The 14,989-nt window shown below is 75.0% G+C and carries 9 protein-coding genes and 1 tRNA gene; 3 read left to right on the forward strand and 7 right to left on the reverse strand.

The genetic code is table 11. The features are described 5' to 3' along the window. Positions 1 to 96: 96 nt before the first annotated feature. Both NQU55_RS01120 and NQU55_RS01125 read right to left on the reverse strand, forming a co-directional pair. Positions 97 to 441: a hypothetical protein gene (locus NQU55_RS01120; RefSeq protein ID WP_168093945.1), complete on the reverse strand. Its 345-nt coding sequence runs from the start codon at positions 439 to 441 to the stop codon at positions 97 to 99. A gap of 150 nt (positions 442 to 591) precedes the next feature. Then, entirely contained in the window at positions 592 to 1,002 is a 411-nt protein-coding gene (locus NQU55_RS01125; RefSeq protein ID WP_168093946.1) for a DUF7144 family membrane protein, read from the reverse strand. Positions 1,003 to 1,170: 168 nt separating this feature from the next. Between NQU55_RS01125 and NQU55_RS01130 the strand changes: the two genes are divergently transcribed. The 3 genes from NQU55_RS01130 (at position 1,171) to NQU55_RS01140 (ending at position 5,600) form a co-directional block, all read left to right on the forward strand. Continuing rightward, positions 1,171 to 1,244: transfer RNA gene (locus tag NQU55_RS01130), tRNA-Lys, on the forward strand. A gap of 134 nt (positions 1,245 to 1,378) precedes the next feature. Beyond that, the gene (locus NQU55_RS01135; protein WP_256789428.1) at positions 1,379 to 2,191 is read left to right on the forward strand and encodes an AfsR/SARP family transcriptional regulator; all 813 of its coding nucleotides are present in this window, start codon (positions 1,379 to 1,381) and stop codon (positions 2,189 to 2,191) included. Between the two features lie 16 nt (positions 2,192 to 2,207). Continuing rightward, complete coding sequence (locus NQU55_RS01140; RefSeq protein ID WP_256789430.1) at positions 2,208 to 5,600, forward strand: NACHT domain-containing protein; 3,393 nt, start codon at positions 2,208 to 2,210, stop codon at positions 5,598 to 5,600. Between the two features lie 35 nt (positions 5,601 to 5,635). Here the strand turns inward: NQU55_RS01140 and NQU55_RS01145 are convergent, their stop codons facing one another. From NQU55_RS01145 to NQU55_RS01165, 5 genes are all read right to left on the reverse strand, one after another. Continuing rightward, positions 5,636 to 6,976 carry a PP2C family protein-serine/threonine phosphatase gene (locus NQU55_RS01145; protein ID WP_256789431.1) on the reverse strand — a complete coding sequence of 447 codons (1,341 nt, stop codon included), beginning with the start codon at positions 6,974 to 6,976 and terminating at the stop codon, positions 5,636 to 5,638. Between the two features lie 88 nt (positions 6,977 to 7,064). Beyond that, positions 7,065 to 7,493 carry a hypothetical protein gene (locus NQU55_RS01150; protein ID WP_168092467.1) on the reverse strand — a complete coding sequence of 143 codons (429 nt, stop codon included), beginning with the start codon at positions 7,491 to 7,493 and terminating at the stop codon, positions 7,065 to 7,067. Positions 7,494 to 7,614: 121 nt separating this feature from the next. After that, positions 7,615 to 8,211, reverse strand: coding sequence for a TetR/AcrR family transcriptional regulator (locus NQU55_RS01155; RefSeq protein ID WP_168092466.1), 597 nt, complete (start codon positions 8,209 to 8,211; stop codon positions 7,615 to 7,617). 286 nt (positions 8,212 to 8,497) lie between these two features. After that, positions 8,498 to 11,131 (reverse strand): condensation domain-containing protein, encoded by a 2,634-nt coding sequence (locus NQU55_RS01160; protein ID WP_168092465.1) that lies wholly within the window; start codon positions 11,129 to 11,131, stop codon positions 8,498 to 8,500. Continuing rightward, a complete protein-coding gene (locus NQU55_RS01165; RefSeq protein WP_240976294.1) occupies positions 11,128 to 14,970 on the reverse strand; it encodes an amino acid adenylation domain-containing protein in 3,843 nt (1,280 codons plus the stop codon). The genes NQU55_RS01160 and NQU55_RS01165 overlap by 4 nt, the downstream gene beginning before the upstream one ends. Positions 14,971 to 14,989: the final 19 nt, after the last annotated feature.

The following is a 14,989-nucleotide window of genomic DNA, read 5'->3' on the forward strand; positions in this document are numbered from 1 at the left end:
AACGACGCCGGGCGCCGATCGACACGCACGCCGGTCGACGCGTACGCCTGCACAGCGGTCCGGACCGGCTCGTCCGGCCGGACCCCCTCCGCGGGATCACGGCAGCAACTGGAAGGTCTCGGAGAAGACGCGGACGCCGTAGGCGCACAGGCCGATCGCCCCGAGGAAGGCGCCCGTCGCCGCCGCCGGCCCGCCGTGTCTGCGGCGGGCGACGGCCAGCGCACCGCCGAGGAGCGCCCCCGCCGCGGGCGCCCCGACGATCGCGGCGCCGAGCCGGGCGCACGCGGTGCCCGTCCCGTGGTGCCCGGCGGACCGCAGTTCCAGCACCCAGAGCCCGATGCCGGGCGTGAGGAACAGCAGTGTGAGCACCAGCATGGCCGTCACGTACGGGGCCCGGTTCTCCGCGCGGGCGTCCGCAGGGCCCTCATGAGCATCCGTCATGGGGTCCACCTTGGGCAGGAGCGCCGTCCGGGCGCATCCGCTGTCGTACTCAGTTGCGAAGACGACGGGCCCTCGGTGGAGGTGCTGCTTCCGGGCGGCCCCGGCCGCACGGCCGGAACGGTGCTCAGCCGCCCACGTCGCTCAGCCGCCCTAGACGTCCTCCTGCCGGACGACGCACAGCGCCCAGATGACGAAGGCGCACAGCGCTATGACGACGATCGACCACAGCGGGTAGTACGGGATGGACAGGAAGTTGACGATCAGCAGCAGTGCCGCGATGATCACGCCGAGAATCCTGGCCCACAGGGACACCCGGAACAGGCCGACGCCCACCATCAGCGCCGCGATTCCGAGGAACAGGTGGATCCATCCCCAGCCCGCCAGACTGAACTTGAAGACGTAATCCGGCGTACTGATGAAGACGTTGTCATGGACGATGGCCATGATTCCCCGGAAGATGTCGACGAAGCCCGCGATCAGCATCATCACCGCCGCGAACAGCGTCAGCCCGCCGGCGGCGGCCCGGGATGTCTCCGAGTGGGGATTGAGGGTGGATGACATGGGACTACCTCCCTTGTCTGTACGACGGCCCGTAGGACAGGCGGACCCTCATCTCCATGATTTCCTCTCCCGTCGGCGCTGTCCATGCAGGGAGCTTCCGCGGGCGCCGGATTCCCACCGGCCGGCCTGGTCGGCGCGGCCTCGAAAGTCGGGTAATATTCATGTCGCGCGCCGCTAGCTCAGTTGGTTAGAGCAGCTGACTCTTAATCAGCGGGTCCGGGGTTCGAGTCCCTGGCGGCGCACAGAGAAGCCCCCTCGATTCGTCGGCGGGGGCTTTTTCTCCACCTTCCGGCATTTACGGAAAGCGATTCTCTCGCCGCTTTCCGTGACATTCCCGCGATTCGACACCCGGCGGGCACCCGCCCACGATGGAAGGGTGCCCTCACGAGACGAAGGCGCGACCCTCCGCATCGCCCTGCTCTGCGGATTCCGCCTGGCCGCGGGCGACGTCCTCGTACGCATCCCCGCGGGATCCGAGCGCCTGCTGGCCTATGTGGCCCTCCGCCCCGGCGGGGTGGCCCGGAGCGCCGTCGCGGAGAACCTTTGGCCCGACGTCTCCGAGGCGCGTGCCCACGCCGCCCTGCGGTCGGCCCTCAACCGCCTCCGCGGCGCGGGGTGCCGCCGGGTCCTCGACATCGGCCCCGCGGAGCTCGCACTCGCCGAAGGCGTCGCGGTAGACCTCCACGGGTTCCGCTCCCTCGCCCGGGCCGTCCTGGACGGGCCGGAATCCGCCCGCGCCGGCGCAGGGGACCCCGGCACCCGGGACGTCGGCAGCCGGGAGATCGAGGGCCTGTCCCAGGACCTGCTGCCCGGATGGTGCGACGAGTGGGCGCTGCGCGAAGCGGAGGAGTGGCGGCAGCTGCGGCTGCACGCGCTCGAAGCACTCGCGCGCCGGTTCGTCAGGACGCGGCACTTCGCCCACGCGGTGTCCGCCGCGGGTGCGGCCGTGCGCGCCGACCCCCTTCGGGAGAGCGCCCGCGCGGCCCTGATCGCGGCCCATCTCGCCGAGGGCAACCAGTCCGAGGCGCTCCGCGAGTTCCGGCAGTACCGTTCGCTCCTCCGGAGCGAACTCGGTCTGCGCCCGACGCCGGACCTGCTCGGCCTCGTGGCCGGCCTCCGCCCGGCCGCGTCCGGCGTCGACGGGCACCAACGCCGCGGTCACGCCGCGGTGACGGTGCGGCGCCCATGATGGACCGAGATACGGAATGCGCTCGTTCGCCATGGGCTACGTCATCAGGCACCCCAAGGACAAGGTCGTACCCCGGAAGGCTCCGCTCCTGGTCCGGCCCCGGCGCTCCGTGTCCGGTGTCACCGGCACCCTCGGCCGCTGCGAGCGCGCCCTGCGGGTCAGGGCGGCCGCCCGCAGGAAGGTGGCGCCGGCCCAGCGGTGGTGGATGCGGCGCTCGCTCCTGCAGCGGCTCTCCTACCTGGCCGTTCCCCTCCTCCTGGCCTGGGTCGGCTTCGGCGTCTTCGCCCTCGTCGCCGGTGACTCCTCGCCGGTGGAGAAGTGGTGCCGGGCCCGGGGCAACGGCTGCGCGGTGGTCTACGGATTCCTGGCCCCGTTCCTGAGCCTCGGCCTCGCCACCTTCTGCTTCCTCGTCCTGACCTACGCCTCGGTGCGCCGGCCCATGACCCGGGCGGCCAGGAAGGACCCGCGCAGCGTCGTGCCGACGGCCGGCCCGGTCGTCGCGGACGTGGTCGGGCGGCGGGAGATGTGCCTGATCCTCGCCCGGGGGCTGCGCGACCGGCGCACCCGGCGGCCGTACCTGCTCGTGGGCGGTGTGGGGGCCGGGAAGACGTCGGTCCTCGTCCAGCTCACCCGGATACTCGCCGAGAAGGGCGCCGTCCCCGTCCCGGTCCGGCTGCGGGACGCCGACCTGAACGGGGCGCGCCTCGACTTCCGCGAGGTGGCGATGAGGCGCTTCAGCGAGGTGGTGGAGCGCGATGTGCTCTCCGCGCGGCACAGCGACCGCGTGTGGCGCCAGCTCTGCATGGACGACAAGGCCGTCATCCTCGCCGACGGCCTGGAGGAGACGTTCTCCGGCGGTGAGGACCAGAAGGAGCGGGACGTCCTCATCCGCCGGGCGATCGAGCGGGCGGAGGAGCAGAAGCTGCCGCTGGTGATCGCCTCCCGCCCCCACGCGCCGCTGGAGCACACCCGGGCCGCGACCGTCGACCTGGAGCCGCTGAGCGAGGAGGCGGCGCTGCAGTACCTGGAGGAGGGCCACCCGGACCTGGACAGCCACCGCATGGACTGGATCGTCGAAACGGCGGCCGTGGCGGAGTCCCCGCTGTATCTGCAGATCGCTCACGAGCTGCGCGAACACCACCTCCTGGAGCATCTGACCGGCGCGAAGCGCTGGGCGGAACTGGACACCCGCAAGGGCGACCGCGCGACCCTGCAGAAGCGCCTGCTCGACGCGTGGTGCAGCGCGCTGACCGCCGGCCGGATCCACGGAGAGGTGGCGCTGGACCCCGGGCAGCGCAGGGTGATCATCGAGGTGATCGCCGCGCTGGCCGGGATCGGGCTGCTGCACGATCAGCTGGAGGTCCGGCTCGCCGACCTGGGGCGGAATCCGGATATCCGGAAGCGGCTCCTGCAGCAGCTCGGGGAGGAATGCTGCAAAGAGGTCGACGAATCCCGGCAGCGCGCGCTCCTGTCGCTGTGCGCCACCCAGGGGGAGCGGCTCGGTCTGGTCGAGACGCGCGGGGAGAAGGTGCGCTTCCAGCACAGCATCCTCCAGGCGTACCTCGGCTCCCGTTACCTCGGCGTCAGGGAGCACGGCCTCCTGCCCGCGGCGCTCAAGGAGCCGGGCCCCGGCCGGGAACTCCTCATCGGGCTGACCCTGAACTCCCGGTCTGCCGGCGCGGCGGGCCAGGACGCCGTGGTCCGCCACCTCCTCGAAGCGGCGACGCCCCGCAAGGACGCCAAGGCCCTCGACCTGTACGCCACCGCCCTCGAGATCGACCGGATCGCAGGAGCCGCGGCGCACACGCGGATCGCCCGGACGCTGGCCGGGCAGTGGGAGTCCTTCGTCGGGGACGACCGCAGGACGCTCGACGAAGCGAAGGAACGGCTCGTGCACCGGTTCGGGGAGGTCCTGCGGGCGATCGGCGCGGCGGAGGCCGACGAGCACGACCCCGCTCACGGCACGTCCCCGGCCTACGAGTGGTTCTTCGAGATCGCCACCGTCGAACCCTCCTACCCGCTCCAGCTCGCCGTCGCGCAGGAGATGGGCGCCGGCGGCGACAAGGCCTTCGAGACCCTGCGCACCATGTTCCCCCTGCCCAAGACGGGGGTGCCCGGGCGGGACGACCCCTGGGTGCAGTACGAGACGGCGTTCCGCGAGCAGCTGCAGGCCGAGCACCGGACCCGCGAGATCCTCCTCAAGCTGCAGCCCGGCGACCAGCAGTACGCGGAGTACGAGAAGCGGCTCAAGGGAGCCGGCGAACAGCGGCTCCGGATCTGGCGACGGTTCGTCATGAGGGCCTGGCTCGTGCCCATGGTGGTCGGCTCGGTGACCGACAAGCACCGGGAGCAGGCGAAGGAGCGGCTCGGCCTCTGGCTCGCGCACCTGGAGCCCCGGCACACCCGCGCGCACGGGGCGGACCTGACGCTCTCCCTGGAGATCGCCCTAGCCCAGGGGTTCAAGAGCGCCGCCAACCGGCGGGAGCGGCATCCGCAGACGAACGAGGAGGCCCGGACGTTCCTCGTCACCCAGGCGGAGAACATGCTGGCCCACGCCCGTTACTGGTACGCGCAGATGACCCTCCTCCACGCCCTGTGCCTGTGGGAACTCCCGGACCGCACGGGAAGCGCCCCGCAGGACGGCTCCCGCACGGCCCGCCCGGCGGGGAAGGCCGAGCCCACCCAGGCGGTCAAGCGCTGGCTGGCCCTGGCCGGCAGCAACCAGGACCCGCGCGCCCTGCACCCGGGCGACCGCACCCGCAAGGGCGACCGGCTGCACCCCTTCGTCGCCGAGGCCGGCAACCTCGCGGTGCTCGCCCTGGAGAGCGGACACCCGGAGCGGTTCCTGTGGATCGACGAGATCGGGGCCGCGAGCAAGGTCGGCTCCTCCGCCGCGGCTCCCGGCACCTACCGCAAGCACAACCTCTGGATCCCGCCGTCGGCCGGATGGAGCACCCTGCACCCCCGCGCCCAGCAGCTCCTCGCCGACGTCTTCCTGCTGCGCAACCTCACCGAACGGGACGGCCAGCAGCCGGCCGAGCTGGAGGAGCGCCTGGTACGCGCCGACCGCACCGTGCTGCCCCCGTGCTTCACCGACGACCGGCACCCGTTCCGTCCGCTGCGGACCGTGGGCACCGCCGGGGACGCGCCGCCGGGCAGCACCTGCCTGCGCGACTGCCCCTTCGAACTGTGCCCCTACCCGGCCATGGGCGCGCAGCCGCGGGCCGAAGTGCGGGAGATCTTCTGCAGGCAGCAGCAGGCGCTCCTGCGCCGCTACCGCTGGAGGAGCTACCTCAATCCCCTGTCCTACCTGCGGCGCAAGCGGGCGCCGTGGCAGGGCATGACGGCGAGCGAACTGCGGAAGTTCTGGGAGGACATGGCGAACCGGTCACGGACCCCGTCCTCCTGACTCCCCGGCCGCGCCTCAGCTCCGCTCCCCGTGCCTCAGCTCCGCTCCGGCGCCCGCAGGACGAGCAGGGCCAGGTCGTCGTGGCCGTCGCTGGGGCGGGCCTCGGCCACGGCCCGGCCGAGGACGTCGAGCGGCGCCCCGGCGTGGGCCGAGGCGACGTCGGCGATGGTGCGCAGCCCGGCGTCCAGCCCGTGGCCCGGGTGCTCCACCAGGCCGTCGGTGAACATCAGCACGGTGGCCCCGGCGGGCAGGAGGTACCGGTGGTCGTGGCGGGCGAAGCCGGCGTCCACCCCGATCGGCACGTCCGGCTCGGCGTCGAGGAAGCGCGTGCCGCCGTCGGCGGTCACCACCAGGGGCGGGGGGTGCCCCGCGCTGCTCCAGACCAGGGACCACCCGCCGTCCTGAGGCGCGAGGCGCACCAGGCAGGCGGTCGCCATCGTGGGCTCGGCGACCGCTTCGAGCGTACGGTCCAGGCGGCTGAGCAGTTCGCTGGGCAGCGCGTCCGAATCGAAGGCCAGAGCGCGCAGCATGTTGCGGATCTGGGCCATGGTGGCGGCGGCGCGGACGTCGTGGCCGAGCACGTCCCCGACGATCATCACCCGGGTGTCGTCGGGCAGCACCAGCGCGTCGTACCAGTCGCCGCCGAGCAGGGCGGGGTCCGCGGCCGGCTGGTACGTCGCCCAGGCGTCGAACGGGGAGAGGTCCGGCAGGCTCGGCAGCAGCAGCCGCTGGAACTGCTCCGCGCCGGCCCGGACGCGGCCGTAGAGCCGGGCGTTCTCGATGGCGACGCCGGCGGCGCCCGCCAGCGCGACCACCACGGACTCGTCGTCGGCGTCGAAGGTGCCGCCGCCCTGCCGGTCGGTCAGGTAGAGATTGCCGTAGACCTTGCCGCGCACGGTGATGGCGACGCCGAGCAGCGAGCGCATCGGGGGGTGGCCCGGCGGGAACTGGGCGGCCTGGGGGTGGTCGGCGATGACGTCCACGCGCAGGGGGCGGGGGTCGGTGATGAGCAGCCCGAGGAGGCCTTCGCCGTGGGGGAGGGCCACTCCGGTGAGCCGTTCCTCCTCCTCGCCGTGCAGGCCCACGGGAATGAACTCGGCGAGCTTGGTGCCCTCCTCGTCCAGCACGCCGAGGGCGCCGTAGCGCGCTCCCACGAGCTCCATCGCCGTCGTCACGATGCGGCGGAGCACGACCGGGAGCTCCAGCTCGCCGCTGATCGTGAGTATGGCCTCCAATAAGCCCCGCATCCGCTCCTGGGCGCGGGCGAACTCGGCCAGCTGCTCCCCGAGCCGGTCGAGGTCCGCGTCGAGGTTCAGCCGCCGGCGGGCAGGGCTGTGCGGGGGACGGTCGTCATGATCTGTCTCGCTTGCTGCCACCGGCCACAGGCTAGTGACTCGGGGTCCGGAGCGTGGCCAATACTCGTATGTCAGTCCCGTGTCGGCCGCGCCCCGGCGGCGCCCGGGCTCACAGCCGCGTGACGGACTCCTGGTGGGCGTAGCCGAAGCCCTCGTCGTCGAAGTAGAAGACCGTGACCTTCACCTGGTCGCCCTTGGCGAAGTGCGAGCCCGTGGCGGGGCGCAGCGTCACGCGGGCGGCGTGGCTTTCGTAGTCGCAGGTGAGCTTGTCGACCTTGATCGTTCCGGCGGCGACGGACTCGTCGTGGCCGGTCGTGCCCTGCTTGACCGCGTTGGCGACGAGCTGGTGGTTCATGCCCGGGTCGCAGGAGTACGTGACGTCCGCCCGCAGGCCGGGCTCCTGGAGCGCCACCTTGCCGATCTCCAGGAGGTTGGCCTTGGCGGCAGCGGACGGAGCGGTGGCGAGCGCGCCCGCGCCGATCACGAGTGCGGCGGCCGCGGTGCCGGCGAGGCGGCGCGCGAAGCGGGACGACGTCATGAAGGTTCCTTCCCCCCGGACTGCCGCGGATCCCCCGGCCGTACCGGCCGCTGCGACAGTTGTTCGTATGTCGTGTGAGGTATCGGATGCTACGGGACGCGCCTGGTGCGGAGCGGCGGTTTCAGGCCATGTCCGGGGAGGGCAGGGTGGGGTTGGGGGTGAGGATGCGGCGCAGGACGGACTCGACCTCGGTGCGGGTGGGGGGCCGGGTGCCGGCCAGGCCGCGCAGGGTGATGCCGTTCATGGCCACGGTCGCGGCGTGGGCGGTCACCGGGTCGGTGTAGGGGAGCAGGGCGTCGATGCTCAGCTGCATGTACCGGTCGGCGGTCTCGCGCAGGGCCGGGCGCCGCAGCGCGGCCATGTACAGCTCGAACTCCATCACCTGAGTGTCGCGGGACGGGCCGAAGCAGCCCATGAGCGCGTCGGTGAGCAGCACGGTCAGCTGCTCGGGGGTGAGTTCGGGGCGCCGGGCCACCCAGTCCTCGAGGTAGGCGCCGAAGCGGTCGACGGAGCGCTCCAGGGCGGCGGCGATGAGGTCGTCCTTGGTCGCGAAGTGGTACGTCGTCGCCCCGAGGGGGACGCCGGCCTCCTCGGCGACGGCGCGGTGGGTCAGCCCCTCGATGCCGCGCGCGGCGATGACCCGCTCGGTGGCGGCCGCGATCTCGGCGATCCGCCGCTGGGGGTCGCGCCGCCGCCTGGGGGCGTTCTGCTCGGCCATGGCTGCGGGCCTCCCGGTGGCGCAGAGGGCTGATGCGAGTGGTGGTACAAACGTACCACCACTCGCATACCGGGCTTTTGTGCTCCCTGCGTTCGCTTTCGTGAGCTGCGCAGTACTCATGTACCACTCGACGCCCGGATTGCAGGGTTCCGCATCGTCTCGCGGCCGGGCCGTGACGTCCGCCGGGCCCGGTCGTTCTTCACGGCGGGTGCACGTAATACCGTCGGGCCGCCAAGGTGATCGCCTTGGCGGCCCGACGGTTTTCGCGTGCCGGACGGACGGGCCGTCAGAGCGCCAGCATCGCCGCGATCGCCGAGCGCCAGTCCTCGCCCGGGCGCTCCACGAGCTCCTCGGCCAGGGCCTCGGCGCGGTAGCGGTGGCGGTGCAGGAGGCCGGGGGCCCGCTCCGGGGAGGGGACGATCCCGCCGGGGCTCTCCATCAGCCGCACGAGCTCGGTGGCGAACTCCTCCCAGCCCACGTGCCCGCCGATGGCGTTCACCGTGCCCTGCGGAGGCCGCTCGGCGCACGTGACCAGGGTCCGGGCCAGGGCCGCGGCGTGGATCCACGGGACGCCGGACCACAGGTCGCCGGACGGGGGTACGGCGCCCGCCGCCGGCAGGACCACCGGCCGGCCGGCGCGGGCGGCCTGGAAGAGCGCGCCCGTCGCCCCCCAGCGCAGCTGGTCGCGCAGCCTCGGGTGCGGCCCCCAGACGATCGGGGCGCGGACCACGCCCGCCCCGCCCCGCCCGGACGCGCCCGCGGCCTCCCACAGCATCCGCTCGCAGTCGAGCTTGGCCCGCCCGTACGCGGTGAGCGGCTCCTCCGGCGGCGTGTCCTCGGCGACGTCCGTCACGGACGGGCGCCCGTACGCGTCCACGCTGCTGACGAAGACGAACGAGCCGCCCCGCCAGCCGTCCAGCAGGACGCGCATCGCCGCGACGTCCACCTCCGGAGAGGTGAAGGTGCAGGCCGCGTGGATGACCGCGTCCACCCCGCCGGAGACCGCCGCGCGCAGGCTGTCCGCGTCGGCGAGGTCGCCCTCGGCCACCTCGACGCCGTCGCCCGCCACCAGGTGCGCCGACTCGGGCCGGACGAGCGCCCGGACCGGGCGCCCCCGTGCGGCCAGCTCGCGCAGGACGAACGCCCCGACCCCGCCGGTGCCGCCCGTGACCAGGACCGTGCCCGCCCGCGCGGACGCGCTGCGCGCCGCCGGGGTGCGGGCCGCGGGGCGGCGGCGCTCGCGGGCCCGCTCGTCCAGCAGCGCCCCCAGCGCGCGCGGGGTGCGCTGCTCCAGGACGTCCAGCCCCGTCAGCGGAACCCGAAGCCGCTCGCGCAGGCGCTCGGCGACCCGTACCGCGAGCAGGGAGTGCCCGCCGAGGAGGAAGAAGTCCCCGTCGGGGCCGGTTCGTTCGCCCAGCAGCTCGCCGAAGACCGCCGCCACGGCCTCCGCCGAAACGCCGAGCCCCGGCTCCTGCGGGGGCTCCGGCTCCCCGGCGCTCGCCGCGGCCGGGCGAGGGGCGGCCGGCAGTGGCCGGCTCCGGCCCGCCGCCAGTGAGTCGAGCACCTCCGCGAAGCCCTCCAGCAGCTTCCGGGCCGCCCCCTCGTCGACCCGCCCGCGGTCGAAGCGCACCAGGCAGCGCGGCCCGGCGGCGTCCGTGCCCTCCTCCAGATAGAGGCCGAGGCCGAACTTGACGCCGTCCAGCTCGATGTCGACCGGCTCGCACCGCGCCCCGGCCAGCCGCAGCGCCGCGGGCCGGCCCAGGACGTCCGCGGTGACGCCCACCAGGGGGTTGCCGCCGCCGTCGCGGGCCGCCGCGCCGAGCCGCTCCACCATGAGGTCGAACGGGACGTGGCGGTGGCGCTGCGCTTCCAGCAGCGCGTCCCTCACCCGCGGCAGCAGCGCCCCGGCGTCACCGGCCCCGGCCAGACGGGGCCGGATCGGGAGCGTGTTGACGCACAGGCCCACCAGATCCCGGGCCCCGGCGGTGTCCCGGTGGCTGCTGGCGCACCCGACGACGAGGTCCTCCTCGCCGGTGGCCTCCAGCAGCGCCGCGAACGCCGCCGAGAGCACGACGGTGAACAGCGTCGCGCGGTGCGCGCGGCCCGCCGCCCGCAGACCGCCGACGGTCCCGGGCGCCAGCGCCGCGGACAGGGTGCGCGCCTCCCCCCGGCCACCGGCCTCCGCCGCGGCCCGGGGGAGCGGCACCGGACGGGCGTCCGCGAGCCGCTCCTCCCAGTACGCCAGGCCCGCGTCGAGCGCGTCCGCCCCGGCCCGTTCCCGCCGGGCGAAGTCGGCGTACCGCGGCGCGGGGTGCTCCGGCTCCCCGTCGCCCCCCTCCAGCTCCGCGCGGTAGCGCTCGCCGAGCTCGCGGGCGATCACTTCCAGGGAGCCGCCGTCGACGGCTATGTGATGAAACGTCAGCAGCACGGTGTGCTCGTCCGGAGCGTGCCGGACGTGCAGGGCCCGCAGCACCGGGCCGGCCGCCAGGTCGAACCGGCGGGCCGCCTCCGCGTCGAGGAGCCTCTGCGCGGCCTCCCGCGCGGCGTCCACGGTCCGCACCGGCACCTGCCGCGCCGCCGTCACCTCCTGGTACGGCTCGCCGCCGTCCTGCCCGTAGCGGGTGCGCAGCACCTCGTGACGGCGCACCAGCCCCGTCAGGGCCCGGCCGAACGCGTCCGCGTCGAACGGGCCGTGCACCCGGGTCGCGAACGGCACGTTGTAGACGGCGCCGCCCCGGCCGAGGCGCTCCATGAGCCACATCCGGTGCTGCGCGTGGGAGAGCGGCGCGCGGCCGTCACCGGCGTCGCTCGCCGGTGCGGGCGCGGGGGGCTCCTGCCGCGCGCGGGCGTCGGCGCTGCGGCGCCGGGCCAGCCGCAGCAGCGCCTCCTGCCGGGAGGTCTCCGAAGCCGTGCCGCTCACCGGGCCGCCCCGTTCTCCTCGGTCTCCGGCTCCGTGCCGTACATCTCCACCAGTGCCTCCTCGATGAGTGCGGCCTGCCCGGCCACGGTGGGCGCCGAGAAGAACGCGGCGAGCGTCAGCTCCACGCCCAGGTCCTCGCGCAGGTCGTCGACGACGCCCAGCGCGAGCAGCGAATGCCCGCCCAGGGCGAGGAAGTCGGCGTCCGGGGTGCCGACCTCGCACTCCAGCGCGCGGCCCCAGGCATCGGCCACCGCCTGCTGCACGGGCGTCAGCTCCTGCCGTACGGGCGCGGGCCCCTCTTCCCCGGCGGCCGGCGAAAGACCGGGCAGCGGCCGCCCGGCGAGGGCCCGGCGGTCCACCTTGCCGTTGCTCGTCAGCGGCAGCGCGCCGACCACGGACCACGCGTTGGGCAGCAGGTGCGCGGGCAGCCGCCCGGCCAGGTGGTCGCGCAGCGCCGCGACGGCCGGCTGCCCCTCGCCGTCCGGCACGACGAACGCCACGAGCCGGGCGTCGTCCGCGCCGGGGCGCACGACGGTGACGGCGGCGTCCGCCACGCGCGGGTGGTCCCGCAGGGCGTGCTCGATCTCGCCGGGCTCGATCCGGAAACCCCGGACCTTGACCTGGTCGTCGACGCGGCCGTGGAAGTCCAGCGTCCCGTCGGGCCGGGCCGACACGATGTCGCCCGTGCGGTAGACCCGCCCCGCCGAGGGATGCTCCACGAAGCGCTCCGCCGTCAGCGCGGGCTGCCCGAGGTAGCCCGCGGCCAGGCGCGGCCCGCCGACCCACAGCTCGCCGCGGGTGCCCGCGGGCACCGCGTCGCCGCGCTCGTCCAGGACGTGCACCGTCGCACCGGCCAGCGGGCGGCCGATCGGCGGCGGGGCGTCGCAGTCGGCGTCCCGCACGCGGTGGGCGGTGGCGAAGCTGGTCGTCTCGGTCGGCCCGTAGCCGTTGACCAGCTCCAGCCAGGGGTGCGCCCGCAGGACCGAGCGCGCGTGCCGCGCCGACACCGCCTCGCCGCCCACGATCACCGAGCGCAGCACGGCGAAGACAGGCGAGCGGCGCGCGGCCAGGTGGTGGAAGAGCGCGGTGGTCAGGAACGCCACGGTGACGCCCAGCCGCTCCACGTCCCGCACCAGGCCCTCCAGCGACTGCCGGCCCGCGGTGGAGACGGCCACGGCGGCGCCGTTGGCCAGGGCCACCCACGTCTCGAACGGCGAGCCGTCGAAGGTCAGCGCCGCGTGGAGGAGGACCCGGTCCCGCCGGCCCACCGTCAGGTAGTCCGGGTCGGCGGTCAGGTCCGCCACGCCCCGGTGGGTGATCGCGACGCCCTTCGGGCGGCCCGTCGAGCCCGAGGTGTACATCACGTACGCGGTCGCGCCGGGGTCGTACGCGGGCGGCTCCGGCAGGTCGTCCTCGGAGTGCTCCGCGGCGCAGCTCCCGGCGAGCCCGCCCGCGGTCAGGACCAGCGCCCGGACGGCCGGTACGCCGGCCGCTTCGAGCAGGTCCTTCTCGCCGACGACCAGGGAGACGCCGGCGTCGGCGAGCATCGCCTCGGTACGGGGGCGCGGGTAGGCGGCGTCCAGCGGTACGTAGTGGCCGCCGGCCCACCAGACCGCGAGCTTCGCGACGACGACGCCCACCGAGTGCGGCAGCAGCAGGCCCACCGCGGTGCCCTGTCCGACGCCGCGGGCCCGCAGGGCGCCGGCCAGCCGCCGGGCGGCCGCGGTCAGTTCCCCGTAGGTGAGGGTGAGTTCGCCGTCCGTCACGGCGAGGGAGGCCGGATCCGCGGCGGCGTGGGCGAGCACGCGGCCCAGGACGCCGCCGGGGGCGGCGGGAAGGGCGTCGCCCGGGGCGGGACTTGCGAGCCCCGCCGGGGCGTCCGTGCTGTGGCCGGGTACGGCGTCCGGCGCGGGGTTTGCGGTAGCGGTGGTGCGCTCCCGGCGGGAGTCCACCAGTGCCGCCAGGCTGCGCAGGTCGGGCTGGCGCAGCAGCTGGGGCGCCCGCAGCCGGACGCCGAACCGTTCCTCCAGGCCGGTCAGCAGCCGGGCCGCCGTGAGCGAATCGCCGCCGGACGCCAGGAAGTTGTCGCCGGGGCCGGTCTCCGGGCGGTTGAGGACGCCGCGGCACAGCTCGACGACGATCCGCTCCGTGTCCGTACCGGTGACGGCGTCTCCCGCCGCAGCCGGTGCCGCCGCAGGGGCCGCTGCCGCAGGAGCCGTTCCGGCCAGCAGCGCGGCCCGGTCCACCTTGCCGTTGGCGTCGAGCGGGAACGCCTCGACGTACCGCAGCGCCGACGGCACCGCCTGCTCGGGCAGGCGGTCGCGGACCGCCTCCAGCAGCTCCGTCGCGGACGGGGCCCCGGCACCGGGTGCGAGCCGGACGAACGCGATCAGCCGGACGTCGCCCGCGGGGGAGGGCTCGGCGGCGACGACGGCCCGCAGAACGCGCGGGTCGTCCTCGAACGCGGCCTCGGTCTCGGCCGGTTCGATCCGCGCGCCGCGGACCTTGACCTGGTCGTCCAGGCGGCCGAGGAACTCCAGCACGCCGTCGGGCCGCATCCGCACCCGGTCGCCGGTGCGGTAGACGCGGTCGGTTCCGGTCACCTCCGGCGGCGGGGCGACGAAGCGGCGCGCGGTCAGGGCCTCGTCCAGATAGCCGGTAGCCAGGCCCGCGCCGCCGATCCGCAGTTCGCCCGCCTCGCCGCGCGGCACGACGTGCCCGGCGGGGTCGGTGACGCACACGACGGTGCCGTCGAGAGGCGTGCCGATCGGGGGCGGGGTGCCGGGGGAGTCCCCGCCCGTCTCCAGGGCGTGCGCGGTCGCCACGACCGTGGCCTCGGCCGGACCGTAGGCGTTGTCCACGCGCGCGGTGACGTCCGGTCCGGGCCGGCGGCGCAGCCGGTCGCCGCCGATGCTGAGGTGGCGCAGGGCGGGCAGGTCCGGCCAGGGGCGTTCGAGGACGATCTCCGCCAGGGGGGTGGGCAGGATGGCCACGGTCACGCCCGCCCGCCGCCACCAGGCGGTGAGGGCGTCAGGGTCCCAGCGGACGTCGTCCGGGGGCACGGTGAGCGCCGCGCCGGAGGTCAGGGCGGCCCACAGCTCCATGACGTGCGGGTCGAAGGAGACGCCGATCAGCAGGCTGTGCCGGTCGCCGGTGCGGGCGCCGGTACGGGCGGCGTACCAGCGCAGGCGGGCGGCGAGCGCGGCGGAGGTCACCGCCACGGCCTTGGGCGTGCCGGTCGACCCCGAGGTGAGCACCGCGTAGAAGGTGCCGCCGGGAACGGCGGGCCGGTCGGCGTCGGCGCGGGGGGCGGGGAACGCCGCGACGGGCTCCCCGTGCGCGTTCGCGCCCGCCGCGGGCAGCGGCAGGGTCAGCCGCTCGGCGCCGTCGTACGCCGCGGGCAGCGCACCGGGCGCGCCGATCAGGCAGGTGACGCGGAGCCCGTCCGCCACGGCGGCCAGCCGCCGTTCGCCGGGGCGCGGCCCGAGCGGGAGGTAGACGGCCCCGAGCCGGGCGAGGGCGACGGCCGTGGCGACCAGGGCGACGGAGCGGTCGAGGCAGACGCCCACGAGGTCGCCGGGGCGCACGTGGTCGCGCAGCGCGTCGGCCGTCAGCTCGGCGAGCGCGTCGAGTTCGGCGTAGGTCCAGGTCAGTTCGCCGTCCTCGACGGCGGGGGCGTCCGGGTCCCGGGAGACCTGCAGGGCGTACCGGGCCAGGACGTCGTCCCAGCCGTGCGCGGTGGCGGTGCCTCCGTGGGCCACGGACAGCGCGGTGGACAGGGCGGTGGACAGACCGGTGGAAGGGCCGGCGGCCGGGGTGGTGACAGATGAAGAAGTCATCATTCCTCCGTGGATGACG

It is taken from the genome of Streptomyces telluris (genome assembly GCF_024519335.1).
In the GTDB taxonomy this organism is placed as follows: Bacteria; Actinomycetota; Actinomycetes; order Streptomycetales; family Streptomycetaceae; genus Streptomyces; species Streptomyces telluris.

Excerpts from the sequence above, each read along its gene's own strand:
- NQU55_RS01120 (WP_168093945.1), bottom strand. The coding sequence starts at position 441 with ATGACGGATGCTCATGAGGGCCCTGCGGACGCCCGCGCGGAGAACCGG.
- NQU55_RS01125 (WP_168093946.1), bottom strand. The coding sequence starts at position 1,002 with ATGTCATCCACCCTCAATCCCCACTCGGAGACATCCCGGGCCGCCGCC.
- NQU55_RS01140 (WP_256789430.1), top strand. The coding sequence starts at position 2,208 with ATGCGCTCGTTCGCCATGGGCTACGTCATCAGGCACCCCAAGGACAAG.
- NQU55_RS01150 (WP_168092467.1), bottom strand. The coding sequence starts at position 7,493 with ATGACGTCGTCCCGCTTCGCGCGCCGCCTCGCCGGCACCGCGGCCGCC.
- NQU55_RS01155 (WP_168092466.1), bottom strand. The coding sequence starts at position 8,211 with ATGGCCGAGCAGAACGCCCCCAGGCGGCGGCGCGACCCCCAGCGGCGG.
- NQU55_RS01165 (WP_240976294.1), bottom strand. The coding sequence starts at position 14,970 with ATGACTTCTTCATCTGTCACCACCCCGGCCGCCGGCCCTTCCACCGGT.